Source organism: Streptomyces sp. TM32 (assembly GCF_004122755.1).
GTDB classification, from domain to species: Bacteria; Actinomycetota; Actinomycetes; order Streptomycetales; family Streptomycetaceae; genus Streptomyces; species Streptomyces sioyaensis.
Genome location: NZ_SDIG01000107.1, coordinates 1 through 22,195, shown reverse-complemented (window position 1 = coordinate 22,195; position 22,195 = coordinate 1). Strand labels below are relative to the sequence as shown.

General features: G+C 71.4%; 23 protein-coding genes. 9 read left to right on the top strand and 14 right to left on the bottom strand.

Features of this window, described 5'->3' with window-relative positions; genetic code table 11:
* Nucleotides 1-474: 474 nt before the first annotated feature.
* Nucleotides 475-1,125, bottom strand: a complete 651-nt coding sequence (locus EST92_RS21690) for a DNA-3-methyladenine glycosylase (RefSeq protein ID WP_129282512.1) — start codon at nucleotides 1,123-1,125, stop codon at nucleotides 475-477.
* A gap of 170 nt (nucleotides 1,126-1,295) precedes the next feature.
* Here EST92_RS21690 and EST92_RS21685 point away from each other — a divergent pair, with 170 nt between their 5' ends.
* From EST92_RS21685 to EST92_RS21675, 3 genes are all read left to right on the top strand, one after another.
* On the top strand, nucleotides 1,296-2,078 hold the full coding sequence (locus EST92_RS21685) for a sporulation protein (RefSeq protein ID WP_006606431.1): 783 nt from the start codon (nucleotides 1,296-1,298) through the stop codon (nucleotides 2,076-2,078).
* A 42-nt stretch (nucleotides 2,079-2,120) separates the two neighbouring features.
* Nucleotides 2,121-2,660: a YbhB/YbcL family Raf kinase inhibitor-like protein gene (locus EST92_RS21680; RefSeq protein WP_129282511.1), complete on the top strand. Its 540-nt coding sequence runs from the start codon at nucleotides 2,121-2,123 to the stop codon at nucleotides 2,658-2,660.
* Between the two features lie 410 nt (nucleotides 2,661-3,070).
* Complete coding sequence (locus EST92_RS21675; RefSeq protein WP_129250409.1) at nucleotides 3,071-3,574, top strand: HNH endonuclease; 504 nt, start codon at nucleotides 3,071-3,073, stop codon at nucleotides 3,572-3,574.
* 48 nt (nucleotides 3,575-3,622) lie between these two features.
* On the opposite strand, the gene EST92_RS21670 is transcribed toward EST92_RS21675, so the two are convergent.
* The 4 genes from EST92_RS21670 to EST92_RS21655 form a co-directional block, all read right to left on the bottom strand.
* Nucleotides 3,623-4,390 (bottom strand): sulfite exporter TauE/SafE family protein, encoded by a 768-nt coding sequence (locus EST92_RS21670; protein WP_129282510.1) that lies wholly within the window; start codon nucleotides 4,388-4,390, stop codon nucleotides 3,623-3,625.
* 64 nt (nucleotides 4,391-4,454) lie between these two features.
* A complete protein-coding gene (locus EST92_RS21665; RefSeq protein ID WP_129282509.1) occupies nucleotides 4,455-5,393 on the bottom strand; it encodes an SPFH domain-containing protein in 939 nt (312 codons plus the stop codon).
* Nucleotides 5,394-5,494: 101 nt separating this feature from the next.
* Nucleotides 5,495-5,908, bottom strand: a complete 414-nt coding sequence (locus tag EST92_RS21660; protein ID WP_129282515.1) for an NfeD family protein — start codon at nucleotides 5,906-5,908, stop codon at nucleotides 5,495-5,497.
* A 139-nt stretch (nucleotides 5,909-6,047) separates the two neighbouring features.
* Nucleotides 6,048-6,842 (bottom strand): ABC transporter ATP-binding protein, encoded by a 795-nt coding sequence (locus EST92_RS21655; RefSeq protein ID WP_129250425.1) that lies wholly within the window; start codon nucleotides 6,840-6,842, stop codon nucleotides 6,048-6,050.
* A gap of 108 nt (nucleotides 6,843-6,950) precedes the next feature.
* On the opposite strand from EST92_RS21655, the gene EST92_RS21650 reads away from it, so the two are divergent.
* Nucleotides 6,951-7,757, top strand: coding sequence for a hypothetical protein (locus tag EST92_RS21650; protein WP_129282508.1), 807 nt, complete (start codon nucleotides 6,951-6,953; stop codon nucleotides 7,755-7,757).
* Between the two features lie 105 nt (nucleotides 7,758-7,862).
* On the opposite strand, the gene EST92_RS21645 is transcribed toward EST92_RS21650, so the two are convergent.
* The 4 genes from EST92_RS21645 to EST92_RS21630 all read right to left on the bottom strand — a co-directional run bounded on the left by EST92_RS21645 (nucleotide 7,863) and on the right by EST92_RS21630 (nucleotide 10,552).
* Nucleotides 7,863-8,102, bottom strand: coding sequence for a chaplin (locus EST92_RS21645; protein WP_129250413.1), 240 nt, complete (start codon nucleotides 8,100-8,102; stop codon nucleotides 7,863-7,865).
* Nucleotides 8,103-8,255: 153 nt separating this feature from the next.
* A complete protein-coding gene (locus tag EST92_RS21640; protein ID WP_129282514.1) occupies nucleotides 8,256-8,495 on the bottom strand; it encodes a chaplin in 240 nt (79 codons plus the stop codon).
* A gap of 202 nt (nucleotides 8,496-8,697) precedes the next feature.
* On the bottom strand, nucleotides 8,698-9,387 hold the full coding sequence (locus EST92_RS21635) for a response regulator transcription factor (protein WP_174244090.1): 690 nt from the start codon (nucleotides 9,385-9,387) through the stop codon (nucleotides 8,698-8,700).
* 19 nt (nucleotides 9,388-9,406) lie between these two features.
* Nucleotides 9,407-10,552, bottom strand: coding sequence for a GAF domain-containing sensor histidine kinase (locus EST92_RS21630; RefSeq protein ID WP_129282507.1), 1,146 nt, complete (start codon nucleotides 10,550-10,552; stop codon nucleotides 9,407-9,409).
* Nucleotides 10,553-10,736: 184 nt separating this feature from the next.
* Between EST92_RS21630 and EST92_RS21625 the strand changes: the two genes are divergently transcribed.
* The 3 genes from EST92_RS21625 (at nucleotide 10,737) to EST92_RS21615 (ending at nucleotide 14,066) form a co-directional block, all read left to right on the top strand.
* Nucleotides 10,737-11,603 carry an SDR family oxidoreductase gene (locus tag EST92_RS21625; RefSeq protein ID WP_129282506.1) on the top strand — a complete coding sequence of 289 codons (867 nt, stop codon included), beginning with the start codon at nucleotides 10,737-10,739 and terminating at the stop codon, nucleotides 11,601-11,603.
* Nucleotides 11,600-12,712, top strand: coding sequence for an S-adenosylmethionine:tRNA ribosyltransferase-isomerase (locus tag EST92_RS21620; protein ID WP_129282505.1), 1,113 nt, complete (start codon nucleotides 11,600-11,602; stop codon nucleotides 12,710-12,712). Before EST92_RS21625 ends, EST92_RS21620 begins: the two co-directional genes overlap by 4 nt.
* A 538-nt stretch (nucleotides 12,713-13,250) precedes the next feature.
* Nucleotides 13,251-14,066: a lytic transglycosylase gene (locus tag EST92_RS21615; RefSeq protein ID WP_129282504.1), complete on the top strand. Its 816-nt coding sequence runs from the start codon at nucleotides 13,251-13,253 to the stop codon at nucleotides 14,064-14,066.
* A gap of 98 nt (nucleotides 14,067-14,164) precedes the next feature.
* On the opposite strand, the gene EST92_RS21610 is transcribed toward EST92_RS21615, so the two are convergent.
* The gene (locus tag EST92_RS21610; protein WP_129282503.1) at nucleotides 14,165-16,729 is read right to left on the bottom strand and encodes an FHA domain-containing protein; all 2,565 of its coding nucleotides are present in this window, start codon (nucleotides 16,727-16,729) and stop codon (nucleotides 14,165-14,167) included.
* A 535-nt stretch (nucleotides 16,730-17,264) separates the two neighbouring features.
* Between EST92_RS21610 and serB the strand changes: the two genes are divergently transcribed.
* Nucleotides 17,265-18,512 (top strand): phosphoserine phosphatase SerB, encoded by a 1,248-nt coding sequence (gene serB / locus EST92_RS21605; RefSeq protein ID WP_129282502.1) that lies wholly within the window; start codon nucleotides 17,265-17,267, stop codon nucleotides 18,510-18,512.
* 265 nt (nucleotides 18,513-18,777) lie between these two features.
* Here the strand turns inward: serB and EST92_RS21600 are convergent, their stop codons facing one another.
* The 4 genes from EST92_RS21600 to EST92_RS21590 all read right to left on the bottom strand — a co-directional run bounded on the left by EST92_RS21600 (nucleotide 18,778) and on the right by EST92_RS21590 (nucleotide 21,248).
* Nucleotides 18,778-19,296, bottom strand: a complete 519-nt coding sequence (locus EST92_RS21600) for a histidine phosphatase family protein (RefSeq protein WP_006606414.1) — start codon at nucleotides 19,294-19,296, stop codon at nucleotides 18,778-18,780.
* Nucleotides 19,297-19,382: 86 nt separating this feature from the next.
* Nucleotides 19,383-19,592 (bottom strand): hypothetical protein, encoded by a 210-nt coding sequence (locus EST92_RS21595; RefSeq protein ID WP_129282501.1) that lies wholly within the window; start codon nucleotides 19,590-19,592, stop codon nucleotides 19,383-19,385.
* 185 nt (nucleotides 19,593-19,777) lie between these two features.
* Complete coding sequence (locus EST92_RS32315) at nucleotides 19,778-19,894, bottom strand: SGM_5486 family transporter-associated protein (protein ID WP_254068946.1); 117 nt, start codon at nucleotides 19,892-19,894, stop codon at nucleotides 19,778-19,780.
* A 16-nt stretch (nucleotides 19,895-19,910) separates the two neighbouring features.
* Nucleotides 19,911-21,248, bottom strand: a complete 1,338-nt coding sequence (locus tag EST92_RS21590) for an MFS transporter (protein WP_129282500.1) — start codon at nucleotides 21,246-21,248, stop codon at nucleotides 19,911-19,913.
* 141 nt (nucleotides 21,249-21,389) lie between these two features.
* On the opposite strand from EST92_RS21590, the gene EST92_RS21585 reads away from it, so the two are divergent.
* Complete coding sequence (locus EST92_RS21585) at nucleotides 21,390-22,070, top strand: FCD domain-containing protein (protein WP_129282499.1); 681 nt, start codon at nucleotides 21,390-21,392, stop codon at nucleotides 22,068-22,070.
* The last annotated feature ends 125 nt before the right edge of the window (nucleotides 22,071-22,195 follow it).

Sequence of the window (22,195 nt, the reverse complement as noted above, 5' to 3'; positions counted from 1 at the left end):
GGTGGACGGGGTATCAACATATCTGGCGTTGACTTTTGGCACGCTGTTGAGTTCTCAAGGAACGGACGCTTCCTTTGTTCCTGTTTCACCAGGATCTCCGGGCGCTTCCCTTCGGTCTTGCGTTTCCGACTCTATCAGATCCTTGCGGGCCCGATTTTCGCCGGTGCGTTTCCGCCTTTCGGCTTCTTCGCGTTTCCGACTCTAGCAGATCCGGTTTCTTGTCGATTCCGGTCCGATTTCATCGGAGGCCGCCGTGGGGCAGTTATTCACTGCTGCCGTTCGGCGTGGTTACTACTTTAACGGCTTTCCCTGGTGACTCATAATCGAGTCGGCGGGGTCTGAATTTCGGCAACGCGAAAGAAGACCCGTCAGGGAATCGTGCGGAGTAGTTGGTTGCGCCGCCTGCGGTCCGCGCACAAAAGCGCTGCCCGTCTTCAGCGGCTCGGGCCACGTTAGGCGGTTGGCGATACAGAGTCAAGTTGCGGTGGGTGTGCGGCGTCGGGGGACGTGGCGGCGGTAGGGACTGACGGTGGGGTCGTCGGCGATCCAGTAGCGCCAGGGGTGGTCCGCTCCGTCTCCGCCGACGCCGGTGCGCGGGCCGTTGCGCACCAGTTCCGGGGCGGGCGGGCGGCCGTGCAGTACGGAGAGGGGGGCATCGCCGCCGGCGCACAGATCGGTGCCGTCGAGACTGCGGTCGATGTCCAGGGCGGTGGCCAGACGGGCGGGGCCCTTGGCGAGTTCCCTGACGCTGCGGGCCTTGGGGCGGCGGGCGGCGGCCAAATCCGTGCCCGTGAGGATCTCGCCGGCGCGCAGCAGGACACCGCTCGCCCGGCCCTCGGGGCAGCAGACGGCGTTGAGGCTGAACCACATGCCGTAGATGAAGTAGACGTATGCATGGCCGGGCGGGCCGAACATGGTGGCATTGCGCGCGGTGCGGCCGCGGTAGGCGTGGGAGCCGGGGTCGTTCTCGCCGTCGTAGGCCTCGACTTCTGTCAGCCGGAGTTCGATCGGGCCGTCGGGGGTCCGACGGAGGAGCGTGCGGCCCAGCAGATCGGGGGCCACCTCCACGACGGGGCGGGCGAAGAAGTCGCGGGTGAGCGGCGCTCGTTCCGGTACGTCGGTCATACGGACCGAGGGTAGTGGAGCCATTCGGGTAGGCGGCTGGCCATGGAGGCGCAGCTGTTGGGAAGGTGTGGGCCGTGGAACCGGGTCGCGTGGTTCCGCGTTCGTAGGAAGCGCGCCGGGAGCACGGCGCGCCACAGGAAACACAGGCGTTCCGCCTGGGGAGGACGAGCATGGGATTCAAGAAGCTGCTGGCGAGCCTGGGGGCCGGGGGCGCGTCGGTGGAGACGGTGCTCTTCGAGGAGAACGTGGTCCCGGGCGGGGTCGTGCAGGGCGAGGTGCGGATCCAGGGCGGGTCCGTGGCACAGCAGGTCGAGGGGTTGTCGGTCGGGCTGCAGGCGCGCGTCGAGGTCGAGAGCGGCGACGAGGAGTACAAGCGGAACATCGAGTTCACCAAGGTGCAGTTGGGCGGTGCGTTCGAGGTGCAGCCGGGCGCGGCGCACACCGTGCCGTTCGGGCTGGAGATTCCGTGGGAGACGCCGGTCACGACGTTCCTCGGGACGCATCTGCACGGGATGAGCGTCGGGGTGACGACGGAGCTGGCGATCGCCCGTGCCGTGGACTCCAGTGATCTCGACCCGGTGAACGTGCACCCGCTGCCGGCGCAGCAGGCGATCCTGGACGCGTTCGGCCGGCTCGGGTTCCGCTTCAAGGCCGCCGATCTGGAGCAGGGGCACATCCGGGGGACCCGGCAGCGGCTGCCCTTCTACCAGGAGATCGAGTTCCATGCACCGCAGCAGTACCGCGGCCTGAACCAGGTCGAGCTGTCGTTCGTGGCGGACGACCGGGAGATGGACGTCGTCCTGGAGATGGACAAGAAGCCGGGGCTGTTCACGGAGGGTTCGGACACCTACCGGTCGTTCACGGTGGGGCTGAACGACTTCGAGGGGACCGACTGGGCGGCATATCTCAACCAGTGGCTGGCGGAGGTCGGCGGTAAGCGGAACTGGCTCTAACCTGGCCGGACAGGTGTCAGCAAGCGATCAGGAGGTGTTGAGGTGTCCGAGCTGAAGCGGCGGCCGCTCCCGCACGATTTCCATCCGCCGGTGCCGTCGTTCACGGTGCGGAGCGAAGAGGTGGAGCCGGGCGGGACGCTGCGCGCGGAGCAGGTCTTCGCCGAGGGGAACCGCTCGCCGCAGCTGCGGTGGGAGGGTGCCCCCGCGGGGACGAAGAGCTACGCCGTCACCTGCTACGACCCGGACGCGCCGACGGGCAGTGGCTTTTGGCACTGGACGCTGTTCGACATCCCGGCGTCGGTGACGGAGCTGCCGGCCGGTGCCGGGTCCGGGGAGATGAAGGGGCTGCCCGAGGGCGCCGTTCATGTCCGTAACGACTACGGCACGCGGGACTTCGGGGGCGCGGCGCCGCCGCCCGGGGACGGTCCGCACCGCTATGTGTTCACGGTGTACGCCGTGGACCAGGCGAAGCTCGGTCCGGACGCGGATGCCTCGCCGGCCGTGGTCGGCTTCAACCTGCGGTTCCATGCGATCGGGCGGGCCCAGCTGATCGCGGAGTACGAGGTGCCCGCGGCGGGCTGAGCCCCGTAATTCCGTTGCGCCCCGGCGCTTCCCGCACGCACAGTGGTGTCCGTGCCGCCGCCCCTCACCGGGGTGTCGGACAGTCGGTACCGCAGTGGCGGGGGCGGCGGGGCGCTGGTGTGTCGTCCGCTTCTCCCATGCCTTAAGGGCATGGGGCCCCCAAGCCCGCGTTCGTGCCGGGTGTCCTCGCCGGCTGCCGTTCGCTCCGGGTCTCGTGTGTTCACGGGGGTGGGACCCGGAGCGCACTCTTTCCGCGGTGTACGGGCTTGCCGCGGCACCTCCTTTTCATCTTCCGATCCTCCTCCATTTCCCTTGTGGCATGCGGAAATTGCGTTGTTCGGGGAATACCTGCCGCTGCACAGTGGAGCAACTTCGCCACGGGGGCGGAGCGGGTCCGGGAGGTGGACGGGATGCGCGAGACGCTGGTGCTGAATGCGAGCTTCGAGCCGCTGTCGACGGTGACGCTGCGGCGTGCGGTGGTGCTGGTCATGCAGGACAAGGCCGTCGTCGAGCACGCGCACCCGGGGCTGCGCATCCGTGCCGCTTCGATGGATGTCCCGGTGCCTCAGGTGATCAGGCTCAGCAGATACGTACGGGTGCCGTTCCGAAGACGGGCGCCGTGGTCGCGTCGGGGTGTGCTGGTCCGTGACCAGCACCGCTGTGCGTACTGCGGGCGCCGGGCGACGACGGTGGACCACGTCGTGCCGCGCTCGCACGGCGGGGGCGACACCTGGCTGAATACCGTCGCCTCGTGTGCGGAGGACAATCACCGCAAGGCGGACCGTACGCCCGAGCAGGCGGGGATGCAGCTGCTGCGGCGGCCGTTCGAGCCGACGCCGGCGGACGCACTGCTGTCGACGCTGGGGGTGTCGGTGCGGGACGGGCTGCCGGAGTGGCTGCCGGTGCCCGCGTAGCCCGCGGCCGGCTGGTCCGCCCCGTACCGGCCCGTCGTCCAACTCGCCTTATTTCAGGAGGAGTTGGACGATGGCCAGCAGGCCGACGAGGACGATGACGGCGCGCAGGGCGGTGGGCGGCAGGCGGCGGCCCACCGTGGCGCCGACCTGGCCGCCGAGGGTGGAACCGACCGCGATCAGGGCGACGGCGGTCCAGTCGAAGTGGGCGACGAAGAGGAAGAAGACCGCCGCGACGCCGTTGACGATCGCGGCGAGGACGTTCTTGAGGGCGTTGATGCGCTGCAGGTCCTCGCTGAGCAGCAGACCCAGCAGGGAGAGGTAGAGCACGCCCTGGGCGGCGCCGAAGTAGCCACCGTAGGCGCTGGCGAGCAGCAGCCCCAGCAGCAGGGCCCAGCCGCCGTCGCGGTCCGCGGTGGTGCCGTTGCGCGCGCGGCGGGCACGGAGTGCGGTGGCGAGCTTGGGCTGGGCGATCACGAGGACCAGCGCGAGGCCGATCAGCGCGGGGACGATCGTGTCGAAGGCCTTCGAGGGCAGGGCGAGCAGCAGGATCGCGCCGCCCAGGCCGCCGGTCAGGGCGGTGAGGCCGAAGCGCAGCACGCGGCGGCGCTGGCCGACGAGTTCCCGGCGGTAGCCGAAGGCGCCGCTCAGCGAGCCGGGCACCAGGCCGAGGGTGTTGGAGACATTGGCCGTGACCGGAGGCAGACCGAAGGCGAGCAGCACCGGGAAGGTGATGAGGGTGCCCGATCCGACGATGGTGTTGATCGTGCCGGCGCCGAGCCCCGCGGCGAAGACGGCGACGGCTTCCCAGATGGTCACGCGGAGTCCCCCCGTTGCATGAGCGGTGTGGTGTCCGGCCGATCATGCACCAGGGGGCGCGGGGTCAGTCGATCGGGGGCGTCTCGCGAGGGGGCGTGCTGGGCTTGGGGATGGAGCCGCCGCCGGTCGGCGGGGTGAAGTTGCCGATGGCGCCGCCGAGGCCCTTGAGGGCGTCGCCGATTTCGCTCGGCACGATCCAGAGCTTGTTGGCATCGCCCTCGGCGATCTTCGGGAGCATCTGGAGATACTGGTAGGAGAGCAGCTTCTGGTCCGGGTCCCCCGCGTGGATCGACTCGAAGACCACCCGGATCGCCTGGGCCTCGCCCTCGGCACGCAGGGCCGCGGCCTTGGCCTCACCCTCGGCGCGCAGGATCGAGGACTGCTTCTCACCTTCGGCGGTGAGGATCTGGGACTGCCGGACACCTTCGGCCTGGAGGATGGCGGCGCGCTTGTCGCGGTCGGCGCGCATCTGCTTCTCCATCGAGTCCTGGATGGAGGTCGGCGGCTCGATGGCCTTCAGCTCGACGCGATTGACGCGGATGCCCCACTTGCCGGTGGCCTCGTCGAGGACGCCGCGCAGCGCCGCGTTGATCTCCTCACGGGAGGTCAGGGTCCGCTCCAGGTCCATACCGCCGATGATGTTCCGCAGGGTGGTGACGGTGAGCTGCTCGATCGCCTGGATGTAGCTGGCGACCTCGTACGTCGCGGCGCGGGCGTCGGTGACCTGGTAGTAGATCACCGTGTCGATGTTGACGACGAGGTTGTCCTGAGTGATCACCGGCTGCGGCGGGAACGGCACGACCTGCTCGCGGAGGTCGATGCGGTTGCGGATGGAGTCGATGAACGGGACGACGATGTTCAGGCCGGCGTTGAGCGTACGGGTGTAGCGCCCGAAGCGCTCCACGATGGCGGCGCTGGCCTGTGGGATGACCTGGATCGTTTTGATGAGTGCGATGAACACGAGCACCACCAGGATGATCAGGACGATGATGATCGGTTCCACAGCGGCTCCCGTGCCCTTCGTTGCTGGTCCGTGCCGGTCGGCGACCGGCTTGCCGTTGATCAGTCTTTCAGAGACGTGGCTCGTCGCGCAGCGTGTTCGGGTCAGATGACGACGGCGGTGGCGCCTTCGATCTCGACGACGTCGACCTGCTGGCCGGGCTCGTAGACCTGGCCGGCGTCGAGAGCGCGGGCGGACCAGACCTCGCCGGCGAGCTTGATGCGGCCGCCGACGCCGCCGTCGACGCGCTCCAGGACCGTGGCGCTCTTGCCCTTGAGCGCGTCGATTCCGGAGGCGAGTTGGGGGCTCTGGCTGCGATGGCGATTGGCGAGGGGGCGGACGACGGCGATCAGCGCGACCGACACCGCCACGAACACCAGGACTTGCAGAACGGTGCCGCCACCGAGTCCTGCGGTGACGGCACCGGCGACGGCACCGACCGCGAACATCCCGAATTCGGGCATCGCGGTCACGACGAGAGGAATACCCAGTCCTACGGCGGCGATCAGCCACCACACCCATGGATCCACGGCTTCATGGTAGATCCGTACGGCTGCGCGGGACAGGGGACGATCGGTCAGCGCCAGGGGTCACGCGCCGCGATGGCGCACCGGACGACGTTTGGGGGCTGCTCCTTGAGGGGCGGCGGGCGGGCGCTCAGGTCAGGGGCAGACCCTGCGCGGTCCAGCGGTCGTTGCCGTTGCGCTCGACGATCAGCGGGAGGCCGAAGCAGTGGGAGAGGTTGCTGGAGGTCAGTTCGAGCTCCAGGGGGCCGGCGGCCAGCACCTTGCCCTGACGGATCATCAGGACGTGCGTGAAGCCCGGGGCGATCTCCTCGACGTGGTGGGTGACCATGATCATCGAGGGGGCGTACGGGTCGCGGGCGAGGCGGCCCAGGCGGCGCACCAGGTCCTCGCGGCCGCCCAGGTCGAGGCCGGCGGCCGGCTCGTCCAGCAGCAGCAGCTCGGGGTCGGTCATCATCGCCCGGGCGATCAGGGTGCGCTTGCGCTCGCCCTCGGAGAGGGTGCCGAACTTCCGGTCGAGGTAGGCGGTCATGCCGAGACGGTCGAGGAAGGCGCGGGCGCGCTGCTCGTCGATCTCGTCGTAGTTCTCCTGCCAGTGCGCGGTCATGCCGTACGCGGCGGTGAGCACGGTCTGCAGGACGGTCTGGCTGCGCGGCAGCTTGTCGGCGAGCGCGATGCCGGCGACGCCGATGCGGGGGCGCAGATCGAAGACGTCGACCTTGCCGAGCTGCTCGCCGAGGATCGACGCGCTGCCGGTGCTCGGGAAGAGGTAGCTGGAGGCGAGATTCAGCAAGGTGGTCTTGCCGGCACCGTTGGGGCCGAGGATCACCCAGCGCTCCCCCTCCTTCACCGACCAGGAGACCTGGTCCACCAGAGCCCGTCCTTCGCGGACCACGGATACGTCCACCAGCTCCAGCACATCGCTCATGAGCGCGATCTCTCCCATTGCTTCTCGGTCGTCGTGTGCACCGGTAGGCGCAGCCCCCCTGCAAACCTACGCCACTCGTTGTCGGAGCTGTTCCCTAGGCTGGGGGGCATGCTCGATGAACCTCGTTCAGGACGGCTGGCGGCATGGGGAAATGCCCTTTTGGCCGGACTTGTCTCACCTGATGACGCCGCGGACCGTATCGCGGACGACGATGTGGTGCACCGCGTGGAGGGCCTGCCCGGGGAGGAGCAGCCGGTCGGGCTGACCCTCGCGCTCGGGCGGCTGCGGGCGCTGGGGGCGGTCGGCCTGCGGGTGGCGCTGCCGGTGCCCGGCCATCCGCTGGGCCTGTGCGGGCCGCCGGAATTCAACGCACGGGCGCTGGAGGCCGAGGAGGCGGTGCTCGCCTCGGGTGCGGGGCTCGGACTGATCCCGGAGACGTACGAGGCCGGCCCGGAGGGCGGTGCCGGGCCCGATGTACATGTGGAGGTGGTCTGGCGCTGCCTTCCGGTACGCGAGGCGCCGCCGGCCGATGTGCCGTCGCTGGGTGAGGCGGAGCGGGAGCTGGCGGAGGCGCTGCGGGAGGCCACCGAGCTGCTGTCGACACTGGATGTGGCCGGGGCCGGTCCGGTGGCGCAGGCGGCGCTGGCGGCGTACCGGGCGCGGGCGGAGGCCGGCCGGCAGGTGCTGGCTCCCGGGTACCCGCCGCGTGCGGTGCGGGTGCTGGAGCTGGCGCAGCGCGTCGGCGCGCTGATCGACATCGCGCAGCAGGCCGGCGGGGAACACGGTGGCGCGGTGAGCTCGTCGGAGATCGCGGCCCGCGCCGAGGCGCTGCGGCCGGTGGAGCGGACGGCCCGGCGGGCGCAGGTGGCGGCGTACAACTCCGCGGTGGAGGAACGGGAGCGGCACCGGGGATGAACGGGACGGGCCCCGCCGGACCATTGTGTGGTCCGGCGGGGCCCTTGCCGACCGGGGCCGAACGCCTCTGGGCAGGCGAAGCCGTTCGGCCCGGGTCGGACAACCTCAGTTGTTGGCGGCGACGTTGCCGACGGCGGGGTTGAGCACACCGACGACGTTGACCGTGTTGCCGGTGGCGTTCACCGGGACGTGCACGGGGACCTGGGCGAGGTTGCCCGAACCGATGCCGGGGGACTGCGTCGCCGCACCGGCGGCCTCGCTCGCGGCGAAGGCGGAACCGGCGGCCGCACCGAGGGCGAGTCCGGTGGTGGCGAGGACGAGGGCGGCCTTTTTGGCGGTGTTCATGGGGCGTGTTCCTCACGTGGTGGCACAGTGCCGGAATGACAGTGTCTGAGGGAGGGGACCGGCCGCGCGTCCATGGGCGGACGGGGCCGGTCCGGCGTGACCCGCGCGGACCATGGCGTCGGGCGGGTCAGGCGGATGCTGCGAGGCCTGCGCTCAGTGGTTGAGGCAGGGGTCGCCGAAGGTGGGGTTGAACGCACCGATGGCGGTGACGGTGAGACCGCAGGCGTTCACGGGAACGTGCACCGGAGCCTGGACGGAGTTGCCGGAGACGATGCCCGGGGAGCGCTCCGCACCGCCGACGGTCTGCGACTGCGCCGAAGCGACACCGGCGCCCGCGAGGGCGAGACCGCTCGCCGCCATGGTGATGGCCGCTGCCCGCTTGATGTTCTTCACTTCTGTCTCCTCCTTGCCGTTGCCGTGGCCAGCCGCCACGACTGCACTGGACAACGGCCGGGCCCGGGAAGGGATGCGCCGAACGGGCCACCGCTACACGACAGTATGAATCTCGGATCTGAAGACGACATTCCGCTTGTCGTCGCGGTACGGGAGCACCGGGTACGGCGGTGCTCCCGTACGGAGTTCGGGCGTCCGGAGTTCAGGCGCCGATGCCGTGCCGTACGGCCCACAGGGCGGCCTGGGTGCGGTCGGCGAGGTCGAGCTTCATGAGGATGTTGGAGACATGGGTCTTGACGGTCTTCTCCGACAACACCAGGGCGCGGGCGATCTCGCGGTTGGAGCGTCCGTCGGCGATCAGGCCGAGCACCTCGCGTTCCCGGTCGGTCAGTGATGTCCCGCGTCCCTGGCCGCCGTTGCCCTCCTCCTGGGCGAGCAGCGCGCCGGCGACCTCGGGCTGCAGCAGGACATGGCCCGCGTGGACGGAGCGGATGGCGCCGGCCAGCGCGTCCGGGTCGATGTCCTTGTAGACGTAGCCGGCCGCGCCCGCGCGCAGCGCCGGGACGACGGTGCGCTGTTCGGTGAAGCTGGTCACCACCAGGACCCGGGCGGGGTTGGCCAGTTCGCGGAGCCGGCGGAGTGCCTCGATGCCGTCCATGCCGGGCATCTTGACGTCCATCAGGACGACGTCCGGCTGTAGTTCCTCGGCGGCGGCGATGCCCTCGGCCCCGTCGGAGGCCTCCCCCACGACCTCGATGTCGTCCTGGACCTCCAGGAAGGTCCGCAGCCCGCGGCGCACGACCTGGTGATCGTCCACGAGCAGTACCCGGATCGCCGGGCCGGCGGGCCGTGCCCGGCCGGTCCCGCCGCGGTCGTCCGGGGCGAGCGGCACCGCGCCGTCCGTGTCCCTGTCAGCCACCGGGCACCTCCATCTCGACAGCGGTGCCCGTGCCGGGCTCCGACTCCACGGTGAGCTTGCCGCCGACGCCGCCGGCGCGGTCGTGCATCGAGACCAGGCCGAGGTGGCGGCCGGCCCGACGGACGATGGCCGGGTCGAAGCCGCAGCCGTCATCGGCGACCCGCAGCAGCGCGCCCTGGCCGCTCCGGCCGAGGGCCACCTCGACGTGCTCGGCTCCGGAGTGCCGCAGGGCGTTGTGCAGCGCCTCCTGGGCGACGCGGAGCACGGCCTCCTCCTGGGCGGCGGGCAGCGCCCGGACGCCGTGGGCCGTGAAGGTCACGTGTGCGGAGTGGGCGCGGTCGAGTACCTGGACCTGGGAGCGCAGGGTGGCGACCAGACCGTCCTCGTCCAGGGCCGCGGGCCGCAGCTCGATGACGGCGGCCCGCAGTTCGTCGGCGGCCTCCGCGGCCAGCGCGGCGACCTGGTGCAGCTCGTCCTTGGCGCGGCCGGGGTCGCGGTCGACCAGGGCGGTGACCGCCTGGGCGGTGAGGCGGAGCGAGAAGAGCTTCTGGGCGACCGCGTCGTGCAGTTCGTGGGCGAGCCGGGCGCGCTCCCCGGCGATGGTCAGCTCGCGGCTGCGCTCGTAGAGACGGGCGTTGGTCAGCGCGATGGCGGCGTGCTGGGCGAGTATGCCGAGCAGTCGCTCGTCGTCCTCGGTGAAGCCGCAGCGGCCGTCCTTCTTGGGGCAGCGTTTGTTGGCCAGGAAGAGGGCGCCGAGGATCTCGTCGCCGTCGGCGACCGGCAGGCCGAGGAAGTCGGACATATCCGGGTGGGCCGCCGGCCAGCCGCCGAAGCGGGGGTCCTCGCGGACGTCGGCGAGGCGCTCGGGGGTGGCGTTGTGCAGCATCGCGGCGAGGATGCCGTGCTGGCGGGGCAGCGGGCCGATGGCCTTCCACTGCTCGGCGCTCACGCCGTCCACCACGAACTGGGCGAAGCCGCCGTGATCGTCGGGCACTCCCAGGGCGGCGTACTCGGCGTCCAGCAGCTCGCGGGCCGAGGCCACGATCGTCTTGAGGACGTCGCGCACCTCCAGATGCCTGCTCATCGCCAGGATCGCGGTGCTCACCGCGGGGATCCCCGCGCCCGGTCCGTTGGTCATGGGATCACCGTACCGGCGGGGCGACCAGCCCGTATCGGTCCGATGGCGGCCGCCGCCTACGCCCCCGGGCCTAGGGCGAATGCCCTGGCCACGGCCGGTCCGGCGGCCGACGTCCCGGGGGCGGCGGCGTTCCTACCGTGAGGGCGAGGGCCGGGTGCGGACCCGGCGGGAAGGGGACGTGATCATGCCGGTGGCGATCATCACGGGGGCATCGAAGGGGCTGGGCCGGGCACTCGCCGGGGCGCTGGCCCGGCGCGGGTGGGACGTGGTGGTGGACGCCAGGTCGGCCGGGCCGCTGGAGGAGGCGGCGCGGGAGCTGCGCGGGGCGGGGTCACGGGTGGTGGCGCTGCCCGGAGACGTGACGGACGGCGGGCACCGGGCGGCGCTGGTGGCCGCGGCCCGGGAGCTGGGCGGGCTCGATCTGCTGGTGAACAACGCCGGCGCGCTGGGGGCCGAGCCGCTGGTGTCGCTGGCAGACCAGCCGCTGGAGGGGCTGCGGACGGCGCTGGAGGTGAATGTGGTGGCACCGCTGGGGCTTACCCAGGAGGCATTGTCCCTCTTGCGCGCTTCCTCCTATCTGCCCTCGTATGAAGAAGTCACCCCTTATACAGAGAAGGCTCCTTATAAGGGAGATAGAGACGCGAGCGCGACATACGATCCGTACCCTTATTCCGAGAATTACCAAAATAGCAACTTGTCCGATTCGCCCGCTTATGTAGGGGCGGGTGGGGCGGTCCTCAACATCAGCTCGGACGCCGCCGTCGAGGCGTATGCGACCTGGGGCGGTTACGGAGCGGCTAAGGCAGCACTGGACCAGCAGTCGGCGGTGCTCGCGGTCGAGGAGCCGGGGCTGCGGGTGTGGTGGGTGGACCCGGGCGACATGCGGACCGACCTCTACGCGGCCGCCGTCCCGGACGACGACGATTCCGGGCGGCCGCTGCCGGAGACGGTGGTCCCGGCGCTGCTGTGGCTGCTGGACAGCGCTGCCCACAGCGGGCGGTACACAGCGGCCGCGGGGCGGGCCGTGCCCGCGGGGAGGAGCCCCCGGTGACCGCGGCGCTGCGGGTCCCGCAGGAGCTGTCGGCCACCGTTCCGGCCGAGCAGCGGGGACCCGGCCTGGACCGGGACGCCGTACGGCTGCTGGTGAGCCGGGGGACGGCCGAGCCCGGCCACCACGACTTCGGCGCGCTGCCCGACCTGCTGGCGGCGGGCGACGTACTGGTGGTGAACACCTCGCGGACGCTGCCGGCGGCGGTGGACGGCCGGGTCGGGGACGGCCGGGGGCGCGGCGAGCCGGTGGTGGTGCACTTCTCGACCCGCGCGGACCGGTGGCATCCGGCGGGCCGCGCACTGGCCGGGCACTGGGCGGTGGAGCTGCGCAGCCCGGACGGGCGGGGCAGCACCCGGCCACGGGCGGGCGGGCCGGCCGGCACGGTGGTGCGGCTGCCCGGCGGGGCGCGGCTCGTGCTGGAGGCCCCGCTGGACCCCGGGAGCGCACGGCTGTGGTGGGCGCGGGTGACGCGCGGGGGCGTGCCGGAGCTGATGCGGCGCCACGGGCGGCCGATCCGCTACGGCTACACCCGGCAGGACCAGCCGCTGGCCGCGTACCAGACGGTGTTCGCGCTGGACGGGCCCGGCGGCAGCGCGGAGATGCCGAGCGCCGCCCGCCCCTTCACCGGAGAGCTGGTGGCGCGGCTGGTCAGCAAGGGGGTGCAGTGCGCGCCGGTCTCGCTGCACACGGGGGTCGCGTCGGCGGAGGCGTTCGAGCCCCCGTACCCGGAGCGGTTCGTGGTGCCGCCGGCCACCGCATGGCTGGTGAACGCCGTACGGGCGCGGCGGCGGGCCGCCGCACGGGGCAGGGCGGGCGGCCGGATCGTGGCGGTGGGGACCACTGCCGTACGGGCCCTGGAGTCGGCGGCCGGCGCGGACGGGAAGGTGCGGGCCGCGGCCGGCTGGACGGACCTGGTGGTGACGCCGCAGCGCGGGGTCCGGGCGGTGGACGGCCTGCTCACCGGGCTGCACGAGCCCACCGCCTCGCATCTGCTGATGCTGGAGGCGGTGGCGGACGCGGAGGTGCTGCGGCGCGCCTATGCGGCGGCGGTGGAGCGGCGTTATCTGTGGCACGAATTCGGCGATCTGCACCTCGTGCTGCCGGACTGAGTGCCGGGCCCGTCGGATGCGGGCCGGGTGAGGGGCCGGGCGGCTGCCCCGGAGCACACCGCAGCCCGTGATACCGGCCCGGGTGGCGGCCGACGTACCCCGCCATTCCGGCCCGGGTGAGCGGCCGCCGCACCCCGCATTTCCAGCCCCGAGCCGCCTCCATGAAATGCGAAGTGCCCGATTTGCACCGAACGCCCCTCAACCGGCCCAAGGTTGAGGATTCCCGCATACCGACTGTGCGTTTGCAATTACTTCTGGCGAGATAAACCCTTCCGCATTGTGACGCCGGACATAGGACGCAGGTCACTTACGAGCCGGGTTAGTGGACCCAGGAATACATCGTGAGCTGGGAAGCTCTTATCCGGGACGCAATAGCTTCGCCCTGGGTTCCACTAACTTCGATCGTATTTGGCACCTTTGCCGTGGGAATTTCCGGCCGCTAAGAATGACTCTCGTCGCTCGGCGCCGTGACCTGAACTCGGCGTTTGCCGCCGCTCACTGGCCCGTGCGATGTCCCCCATCGGAAGGTCGCCCTGCCATGCCCAAGCACGCCCATTCTGGTCTTTCCCGCCTGACGCGGACCCACAAGCTCTCGGTAGCCGGTGTGGCTGCCGCCGGTGCTGCCGCTCTGGCCCTCTCCGTCGTGCCGGGCAACGCCGCCGACCAGGGCAAGACCCAGGCCACCGCGGTCGAGAACGCGCAGCCGACCGCATTCAGCGCCGTCAGCACCGCCGGCCGGGCCCAGCAGACCACGATCACCAAGCAGGCCGACAGCTCCGCGGCCAAGGGCAAGGCCGAGGCCGCCGCCAAGCAGGCCGCCGCCAAGCAGGCCGCCGCCAAGCAGGCCGCCGCCAAGAAGGCTGCCGCTGCGAAGGCCGCCAAGGCGAAGGCCGCCGCCGCTGCGAAGGCCAAGGCCGCGAAGGCGCGCGCCGAGAAGGCCGCCGCGAGCCGGTCCGCCGTGCGCACCGCGATCCCCGCCGCCGCCCCGAAGCCGGCAGCCAAGCCCGTCGTGAAGCGCGTCGTGAAGACGTACCCGAACAACCTGGACGGCTGGATCCGCGAGTCGCTGGACGTGATGGCCAAGAAGGGCATCCCCGGCTCGTACAACGGCATCTACCGCAACATCATCCGGGAGTCCTCCGGCAACCCGATGGCGATCAACCTCTGGGACATCAACGCCCAGAACGGCATCCCGTCCAAGGGTCTGCTCCAGGTCATCGACCCGACCTTCCGGTCGTACCACGTCAGCGGTACCTCCTGGAACATCTACGACCCGGTCGCCAACATCACCGCCGCCTGCAACTACGCGGCCGCCAAGTACGGCTCGATGGACAACGTCAACTCGGCCTACTGAGCCGCAGTTCACGCTCCGCGCGCCGCGCACACACCGCCGAGGGGCGGCACCCGACATCGGGTGCCGCCCCTCGGGCGTGGCGGTGCGGTCCGTGGCGCTTACTTGCGCATGACCTCCGGCTCGTGACGGCGCAGCAGCCGCGCGACGACGAAGGCGAGCGCGACGCCCAGGGTGATCAGGATGATCATGTCCATCACATAGACACCGGTCTGGTGCTTCCACAGCGGGTCCGGGTTGCCCGGCTCCCACGGCAGCAGGGTGTTCATGTCGGCGGTCGCGCCCATCGCGGCGACGGCCCAGCGCGACGGCATCAGCCAGGCGAATTGGGCGACGCCCACGGTGTCGAAGAGCTGGAAGAGCACGCCGGTGAAGACGACCTGCACGATGGCGAACATGACCAGCAGCGGCATGGTCTTCTCGGCCGTCTTGACCAGCGCGGAGATGATCAGGCCGAACATCATCGAGGTGAAGCCGAGCGCGATGATCGCCAGCGCCATCTCGATCGCCGGGGCGTCCGCCACCACAAGGCCCTCGGTGGGCATGTTGCGGGTGGAGAAGCCTATCGCCGCGATGATCACGCCCTGGAAGGCCGTGACCACGCCGAGCACGATCACCTTGGACATCAGATACGCCGACCGCGACAGGCCGGTGGCCCGTTCACGCTCGTAGATGACCCGCTCCTTGATCAGCTCACGGACCGAGTTGGCGGCGCCCGAGAAGCACATGCCGACCGCGAGGATCAGCATGATCGTGCTCGCGTCCCGGTTGGTGCGGTGCTTCTCCAGCGGGCCGTATCCGAGGCCGAAGTCGCTGGGGATCAACATCGAGACCACACCGAGCACCGCGGGCAGGATCAGCATCAGTCCCAGGAAGCCGCGGTCGGAGGCGAGCACCGAGACGTAGCGGCGCATCAGCGTCCACAACTGCGAGCCCCAGCTCTGGGACTTCTGTATCCGGGCCGGCGGCGCCTGGACGTTGACCGACTGCGGGGCGACGGCGTCGATGTCCGCCGCGTACAGCTGGAAGTGCGGGGAGCCGCGCCAGCGCCCCATCCAGTCGTAGTCGCGGTAGTTCTCGAACGCGGAGAAGACGTCCGCCCAGGTGTCGTACTGGAAGAAGTTGAGCGCTTCCTCGGGCGGGCCGAAGTAGGCCACGCCGCCGCCCGGGGCCATCACCAGCAGCTTGTCGCACAGCGCGAGTTCGGCCACCGAGTGCGTGACGACCAGGACCGTACGGCCGTCGTCGGCCAGGCCGCGCAGCAGCTGCATGACATCGCGGTCCATGCCCGGGTCGAGACCCGAGGTCGGCTCGTCCAGGAAGATCAGTGACGGCTTGGTCAGCAGCTCCAGGGCGACCGACACGCGCTTGCGCTGGCCGCCGGAGAGCGAGGTGACCTTCTTGTCCTTGTGGACGTCGAGCTTGAGCTCGTGCAGCACCTCGTCGATCCGGGCCTCGCGCTCGGCCTCCGCGGTGTCGCCGGGGAAGCGGAGCTTGGCCGCGTACTTGAGCGCCTTCTGGACCGTCAGCTCCTTGTGCAGGATGTCGTCCTGCGGGACCAGACCGATGCGCTGGCGCAGTTCGGCGAACTGCTTGTAGAGGTTCCGGTTGTCGTAGAGGACATCGCCCTGGTTGGCGGGACGGTAGCCGGTCAGCGCCTTGAGCAGCGTCGACTTGCCGGAGCCGGAGGGGCCGATGACCGCGATCAGCGACTTCTCCGGGACGCCGAAGGAGACGTCCTTGAGGATCTGCTTTCCGCCGTCGACGGTGACCGTGAGGTGGCGGGCCGAGAAGGAGACCTCGCCGGTGTCGACGAACTCCTCCAGGCGGTCGCCGACCAGCCGGAAGGTGGAGTGGCCGACGCCGATGATGTCGTTCTGGCCGATGACCTTCGTGCCGGACTTGGTGACCGGCTGGCCGTTGACATAGGTGCCGTTGTGGCTGCCCAGGTCGCGGATCTCGAAGCGGCCGTCGGGGGTGGCGCGGAACTCGGCGTGGTGGCGGGAGACCTGGAGGTCGGAGACGACCAGCTCGTTCTCCAGCGCACGGCCGATGCGCATCACCCGGCCGGTGTCGAGGCGGTGGAACGTGGTCGGGCTGCGGTCGGCCGCGGCCGGGGCGCCGCCCGCCTGCTGCGCGGGGCGCTCCTGCGGCCGGCCGGCCTGCTGCGGGGGCACCGCCTGGGCTTGCTGCGGCTGCTGGGCCTGCTGCGGCGGGACGTACGGCGGCGGCGCCTGCCAGCCCTGCTGCGCGGGCGGCTGCTGCTGCGCGGGCGGCTGCTGGGCGGGCGGCGCCTGCCAGCCCTGCGCGGCCGGCTGCTGCACGGCCCCCGCCGGCTGCGCGCCGAAGGCGTCGGCGGCTGCCGGGGCGGACAGCGAGACCCGGGGGCCGTCGGTGGCGTTGCCCAGATGCACGGTCGAGCCGGGGCCGATCTCCATCTGGTGGATCCGCCGGCCCTGGATGTAGGTGCCGTTGGTGCTGCCCTGGTCTTCGATGATCCAGCTGCGGCCGGCCCATCGGACGGTGGCGTGCCGCCAGGAGACCCTGGCGTCGTCCAGCACCATGTCGCCCTGCGGATCACGCCCCACGTTGTAGGACCGGGACGGATCGAGCGTCCAGGTCCTTCCGTTCAATTCGAGTACGAGTTCAGGCACTCCACGCCCCATTACATAGTCCCCCGAGTGACGCCCTGTATGGGAAGTCCAGGGATGGCGAACATCGTAGGAACTATTTCAGGCTCGGAGCGCCTACCGGAAACCGGGACGCGACTGGGCTGCACGGGCCTCGCCGGGGCGCCCGCCAAAGGCTCCCGGAGCACGGGAAGCACCCATGAAAGGGTAGAGATCACTGCATTCCGGACGTTCCGGATGGGGCGGAGCCATTCGGGCGCAGTCCGTCCCCGCCGGGGATGCCGTGCGGGTCCGCCGCGCAGGCCGCATGATGGAGGAGACGGACACCTTCCGGCCAGGCGATTCGTCGTGGCCGGATGCCGGCGGTGCGTCGAACGCGTCGGCCCGGCACGGACGTTGGGCTGCCGGCGCGGGCCTCCGGCCGGCGGGCCGGACACGACTCCATAACGATCAACGGGCAACCCGGAGCCGGGGGCGACGGGGCGCGGGTGCGGCCGGCTCGGGGCCGCACCGGTCCGAACCCCGGACGCGCGTACGGATGTGGCCGTCCGGCGGTTACCGTAAGGGCACCATGAGCGCATCGCAGATCCCGCCTGCCACCGCCGTACCGGGCGATGACGTACCGACCCTGCTCGTAAAGATCTTCGGGAAGGACCGGCCCGGCATCACCGCTGGTCTCTTCGAGACCCTCGCCGCCTACTCCGTCGATGTCGTGGACATCGAACAGGTCGTGACCCGGGGCCGCATCACGCTGTGCGCGCTGGTCACCGCCCCCTCCCCCGGCCAGGGCTCCACCGGCTCCGCCGAGGGGGACCTGCGGGCCACCGTGCACAACTGGGCCGAGTCGATGAACCTCCAGGCGGAGATCATCTCCGGCCGGGGCGACAACCGCCCGCGCGGCACCGGACGTTCGCACGTCACCGTGCTGGGGCATCCGCTCACCGCGGAGACGACCGCCGCGATCGCCGCCGCCATAACCGCCACCGGCGGCAACATCGACCGCATTTTCCGGCTGGCCAAGTATCCGGTGACCGCCGTCGAGTTCGCCGTCTCCGGTGCGGAGACCGCAACCCTGCGCAGCGTGCTGGCCCCCGAGGCCGCGCAGCTCGGGGTGGATGTCGCGGTGGTCGCGGCCGGGCTGCAGCGCCGGGCCCAGCGGCTGGTCGTGATGGATGTCGACTCGACGCTGATCCAGGACGAGGTCATCGAGCTGTTCGCGGCGCACGCCGGCTGTGAGGCCGAGGTCGCCGAGGTCACCGCCGCCGCGATGCGCGGTGAGCTGGACTTCGAGCAGTCCCTGCACGCCCGGGTCGAGCTGCTCGGCGGGCTGGACGCGTCGGTGGTCGAGGCGGTGCGCAAGGAGGTGCGGCTCACCCCCGGGGCCCGCACCCTGGTCCGGACCCTCAAGCGGCTGGGCTACCAAGTCGGCGTCGTCTCGGGCGGTTTCACGCAGGTCACCGATGCGCTCCAGGAGGAGCTGGGGCTGGACTTCGCCTCCGCCAACACCCTGGAGATCGTCGACGGCAAGCTCACCGGCCGGGTCACCGGCGACATCGTGGACCGGGCCGGCAAGGCCCGGCTGCTGCGCAGCTTCGCCCAGCAGGCCGGGGTGCCGCTGGCGCAGACCGTGGCGATCGGTGACGGCGCCAATGACCTCGACATGCTCAACACCGCCGGGCTCGGCGTCGCCTTCAACGCCAAGCCGGTGGTGCGGGAGGCGGCGCACACCGCCGTGAACGTGCCGTTCCTGGACACCGTGCTGTATCTGCTGGGCATCACCCGCGAAGAGGTCGAGGCGGCGGAGACGCACGTCGGCTGAGCGGGGCCGGTGGGGCTGGCCGGGCCGTATGAGCTGGGCGGGCCCGTGTCGTACGCCGGCCCGGCCACCGCGTGGCTGCCCGGACCAGCGGTATGGCCGGCCCGATCACCGGTACGGGAGCCGCCCGGGCACGGAAAGGGTCCCGGCGGACGCGCCTCGCCCGCCGGGGAGCGGTCCCGCACACTCGAAGGCCCCGGCAGACAGCTGCTGCCGGGGCCTCGTCGCGTCCGCCCCTCCCGCGCGCACGGCGCAGGGGGCGCCGGGATCAGTCGTGCGGCGTCCAGTACGCGACCAGCCGACCGACGCCGTGCTCCACCGACTTCCAGGAGCCGTTGAAGCTGAGTACGGCCAGCGAGGCGGTGGGGAATCCGCTGCGGTTCATCCGCGGCAGCAGATCGCCCTCGGCCTCGCCGGAGAGCGCGTCGGCAAGGGCGTGCACACCGGGGTTGTGTCCGACCAGCATCAGGTCGGACACGTCGTCGGACGTCTCGTTGAGCAGCGCGATGAGCTCCCCCAGGGAGGCTTCGTAGATCCGCTCCTCATAGACGGTCTTGGGCCGCTGCGGAAGCTCGTGGACGGCGAGCTTCCATGTCTCACGGGTGCGCGTGGACGTCGAGCACAGGGTGAGATCGGGGGTGATCCCGGCTCCGGCCAGCCAGCGGCCGGCGACCGGGGCATCCTTGCGGCCGCGCTCGGCGAGCGGACGTTCATGGTCGCTGGACTCCGACCATTCGGCCTTGGCGTGTCGGAAGAGGACAATCCGGCGTGGTGTATCGGCGCTCATGCGTCCCAGCTTCGCACGAAAGGCGGCGCGGGGCGCGGGGTGTTGAACTGCTGATTCCGCCTCTTGGGGCGGTCCGCGGACGGTCATCAGGCACCACTGCGGACAATCCTGGCCAAGATCTCCAGCAGCGGACCCAGGCTCTGCGGGACGCCGGCGGCGCTCGCCCGGGAGGAACCGGCGACGAGCGTCAGCAGGGCCACGAAGGAGATCACCGGCAGGGCCACCGCCCACCACGGCAGCCGCGCCCGCCGACGCGGGGCGCTGGCGGCGGGTGACCGGCGGTACACGGCGGGCATGCGGATCGCCTCCGTGGCGGCGCGACGGGCGGCGCAGCCCGCGGACCGCGGTGCGCCCACCGCGGGCTGCGGTGTCCTTCGACGCTACGGATCCGCCCCCGCCGTTCCCACCCGGGAAACCACCCACTCGTCCCTGATCCCGACCCCCTAGGGGACGGTGGGGACGCCGTCCCCCGCGGGCCCGGCTAGGGCGCGGCGATACTCGCGATGATCGCGACGAGAACGGTCACGCCGAGCATGGCGCCCAGGACGAGGAGCAGCTTCTTGTGGCTGTTCTGCGGATTCGGTTCGAGCACTGGCATGGGCCCAGTGTCGCACTCAGACCTCGTCCTCGATCCGGCGGTCCCGGCCGGCCAGCACCCCCAGTGCGATCTGCGGCACCATCAGCCCCGCCGTCAGGGCGATCGGCAGCCCCCAGCCACCGCTGTGCTGGTAGAGCGTGCCGACCAGCAGCGGCCCCGGTATGGCGAGCAGATAGCCCACGCACTGCACGAAGGCCGACAGCTTGGCGACCCCGGCGGAGCTGGTGGCGCGCATCGCGATCATCGTCAGGGCCAGCGTGAAGGTGCAGTTGGAGACGCCCATCAGCAGCGCCCAGGCCCAGGCGCCGGCGGCCGGGGCCAGCCACAGCCCGGCCTGGCCGGCCAGCCCGCACAGCCCCAGCAGCACCACGAGCGGACCCTGATGCCGCATCCGGGCCGCCAGCCGCGGCACCACGAAGGAGAGCGGGACACCCACCGCCATGGTGACCGCGAGCAGTACCCCCGCGGTGCCCGCCGGGACACCGGCGTCCCGGAAGATCTGCGGCATCCAGCCCATCGTGATGTACGCGGCGGTGGACTGGAGGCCGAAGAAGAGGGCCAGCCACCAGGCGGTGGGCGAGGAGGTGATCCGTAGGGGGGCGTCCTCGGGGCGCGCCGCGCCGCCGGCGGACGGTGCGGCGGCGGCCGCGCGCTGCCGTGTCACCACGAGCCAGGGCAGCGCGGCGACGGCGGCGAGCACCGCCCACACCGCCAGACCGGCCCGCCAACTACCGCCCAGCGCACCGGCCATGGGCACGGCGAGCGCCGCGGCGAGCGAGGTGCCCAGCGCCAGCGCCATGGTGTAGAGCCCGGTCATCGGGCCGACCCGGTCGGGGAACCAGGCCTTGATCACGACCGGGATCAGCACATTGCAGACCGCGATACCGGCCAGGGCGATCGTGCTGGCGGCGACGAAGCCGCCGGTGGCGCCGGCGAACGGGCGCGCCGCGACGCCCAAAGTGATCGCGGCCAGCCCGGCGCAGACGATCGTGCCGGGCCCCCAGCGCCTGGCCAGGCGGGGCGCAGCAATACCGAAGACGGCGAAACACAGGGCCGGTACGGAGGTCAGCAGCCCGGCGACGGTGCCGCTCATGCCGAGGCCGTCGCGGACCTCCTCCAGGAGCGCACCGAGGCTGGTGATGGGCGGCCGGAGGCTGAGCGCAGCGAGGACGAGTCCGGCCATGACGATCCGCGGCAGCCAGCGGCCGGCCGGCCCGCCGCCCGCCGTCGGACGCCGGGAGGCGCCTCCCGCAGGGCCGGACCGCGGGAGTCCGGTGTCGTCGGTCGGTCTGGTGGGCGCGGCCGTGGAGCGCTCCTCGGCGGCGCCGAGTATCACGGGATCGTTGTCTCTCATGAGTCAAGCATAGAATCATGGGATGAATAATTGTCCAATGGATATCGGTACCCTCTGCTGGGCCGGGCGGCCGCCGGGGCCCGCCAGGCCCACCGCGCCGCACGCTGTCGTCCGTCCCCCCTGCCATTTCGGAGCGCAGCCATGCCCCTGACTTCTCCCCACCGGTCCGCGCTGGCCGACCAGGTGATCGCGCAGCTCCGCGCCCAGATCACCTCCGGCGAGTGGCCGGTGGGATCCCGTATCCCGACCGAGCCGGAGCTGGTCGAACAGCTCGGGGTGGCCCGGAACACCGTCCGGGAGGCCGTCCGGGCGCTGGCCCACAACGGTCTGCTGGACATCCGGCAGGGCTCGGGCACGTACGTGGTGGCGACCAGTGAACTGGCCGGGGTCATGCACCGGCGGTTCGCCGCGGCCGAGCCCGGCCACGTCGCCGAGCTGCGCAGCGCCCTGGAGGCGTCGGCCGCCCGGCTCGCCGCCCGCCGCCGCACCGAAGCGGACCTGCGGCAGATCGACGGGCTGCTGGAGCGCCGCGAGGCGGCCTGGGAGTCGGGGGCGACCGAGGCCTTCGTGGAGGCCGACGCGACTCTGCACCTGGCGATCGTGGCGGCCTCGCACAACGAGGTGCTGGCCGAGATCTACGCCGACCTCGGAGGCGTCCTGCGCGAATTCCTGCGGGCCGACGTCGGCGAGGAGCTGCGGCCCGAGGCGCACATGGACCACTCCCGCCTGGTGGAAGCGATCCGCGCGGGCGACGGCGACCGGGCCGCCGCCGAGGCGAGCGTGCACCCCTTCGGCTGCCGGCTGACCGTTCCGGGGGCCTGAGGTGCGGCTGCCGGCGGGCCTGAGGGTGGTCGAACGGTTCCCGTAGGGGATGCCGGCGCCCCCTGCAGGGCCACAACGGGGCGGGCGGGGGACGTTGTTCCCGCGGCGCGCGGCGGGGCAGGCAG

What these genes read in the sequence shown, in the direction of transcription:
- EST92_RS21615 (WP_129282504.1), top strand. Translation starts at nt 13,251, where the DNA reads ATGCCCAAGCACGCCCATTCTGGTCTTTCCCGCCTGACGCGGACCCAC.
- EST92_RS21655 (WP_129250425.1), bottom strand. Translation starts at nt 6,842, where the DNA reads ATGAGCGATGTGCTGGAGCTGGTGGACGTATCCGTGGTCCGCGAAGGA.
- EST92_RS21595 (WP_129282501.1), bottom strand. Translation starts at nt 19,592, where the DNA reads ATGCCCGCCGTGTACCGCCGGTCACCCGCCGCCAGCGCCCCGCGTCGG.
- EST92_RS21685 (WP_006606431.1), top strand. Translation starts at nt 1,296, where the DNA reads ATGGGATTCAAGAAGCTGCTGGCGAGCCTGGGGGCCGGGGGCGCGTCG.
- EST92_RS32315 (WP_254068946.1), bottom strand. Translation starts at nt 19,894, where the DNA reads ATGCCAGTGCTCGAACCGAATCCGCAGAACAGCCACAAGAAGCTGCTC.
- EST92_RS21625 (WP_129282506.1), top strand. Translation starts at nt 10,737, where the DNA reads ATGCCGGTGGCGATCATCACGGGGGCATCGAAGGGGCTGGGCCGGGCA.
- EST92_RS21650 (WP_129282508.1), top strand. Translation starts at nt 6,951, where the DNA reads ATGCTCGATGAACCTCGTTCAGGACGGCTGGCGGCATGGGGAAATGCC.
- EST92_RS21675 (WP_129250409.1), top strand. Translation starts at nt 3,071, where the DNA reads ATGCGCGAGACGCTGGTGCTGAATGCGAGCTTCGAGCCGCTGTCGACG.
- EST92_RS21585 (WP_129282499.1), top strand. Translation starts at nt 21,390, where the DNA reads ATGCCCCTGACTTCTCCCCACCGGTCCGCGCTGGCCGACCAGGTGATC.
- EST92_RS21645 (WP_129250413.1), bottom strand. Translation starts at nt 8,102, where the DNA reads ATGAACACCGCCAAAAAGGCCGCCCTCGTCCTCGCCACCACCGGACTC.
- EST92_RS21630 (WP_129282507.1), bottom strand. Translation starts at nt 10,552, where the DNA reads ATGACCAACGGACCGGGCGCGGGGATCCCCGCGGTGAGCACCGCGATC.
- EST92_RS21600 (WP_006606414.1), bottom strand. Translation starts at nt 19,296, where the DNA reads ATGAGCGCCGATACACCACGCCGGATTGTCCTCTTCCGACACGCCAAG.
- EST92_RS21610 (WP_129282503.1), bottom strand. Translation starts at nt 16,729, where the DNA reads ATGGGGCGTGGAGTGCCTGAACTCGTACTCGAATTGAACGGAAGGACC.
- EST92_RS21690 (WP_129282512.1), bottom strand. Translation starts at nt 1,125, where the DNA reads ATGACCGACGTACCGGAACGAGCGCCGCTCACCCGCGACTTCTTCGCC.
- serB (WP_129282502.1), top strand. Translation starts at nt 17,265, where the DNA reads ATGAGCGCATCGCAGATCCCGCCTGCCACCGCCGTACCGGGCGATGAC.
- EST92_RS21590 (WP_129282500.1), bottom strand. Translation starts at nt 21,248, where the DNA reads ATGAGAGACAACGATCCCGTGATACTCGGCGCCGCCGAGGAGCGCTCC.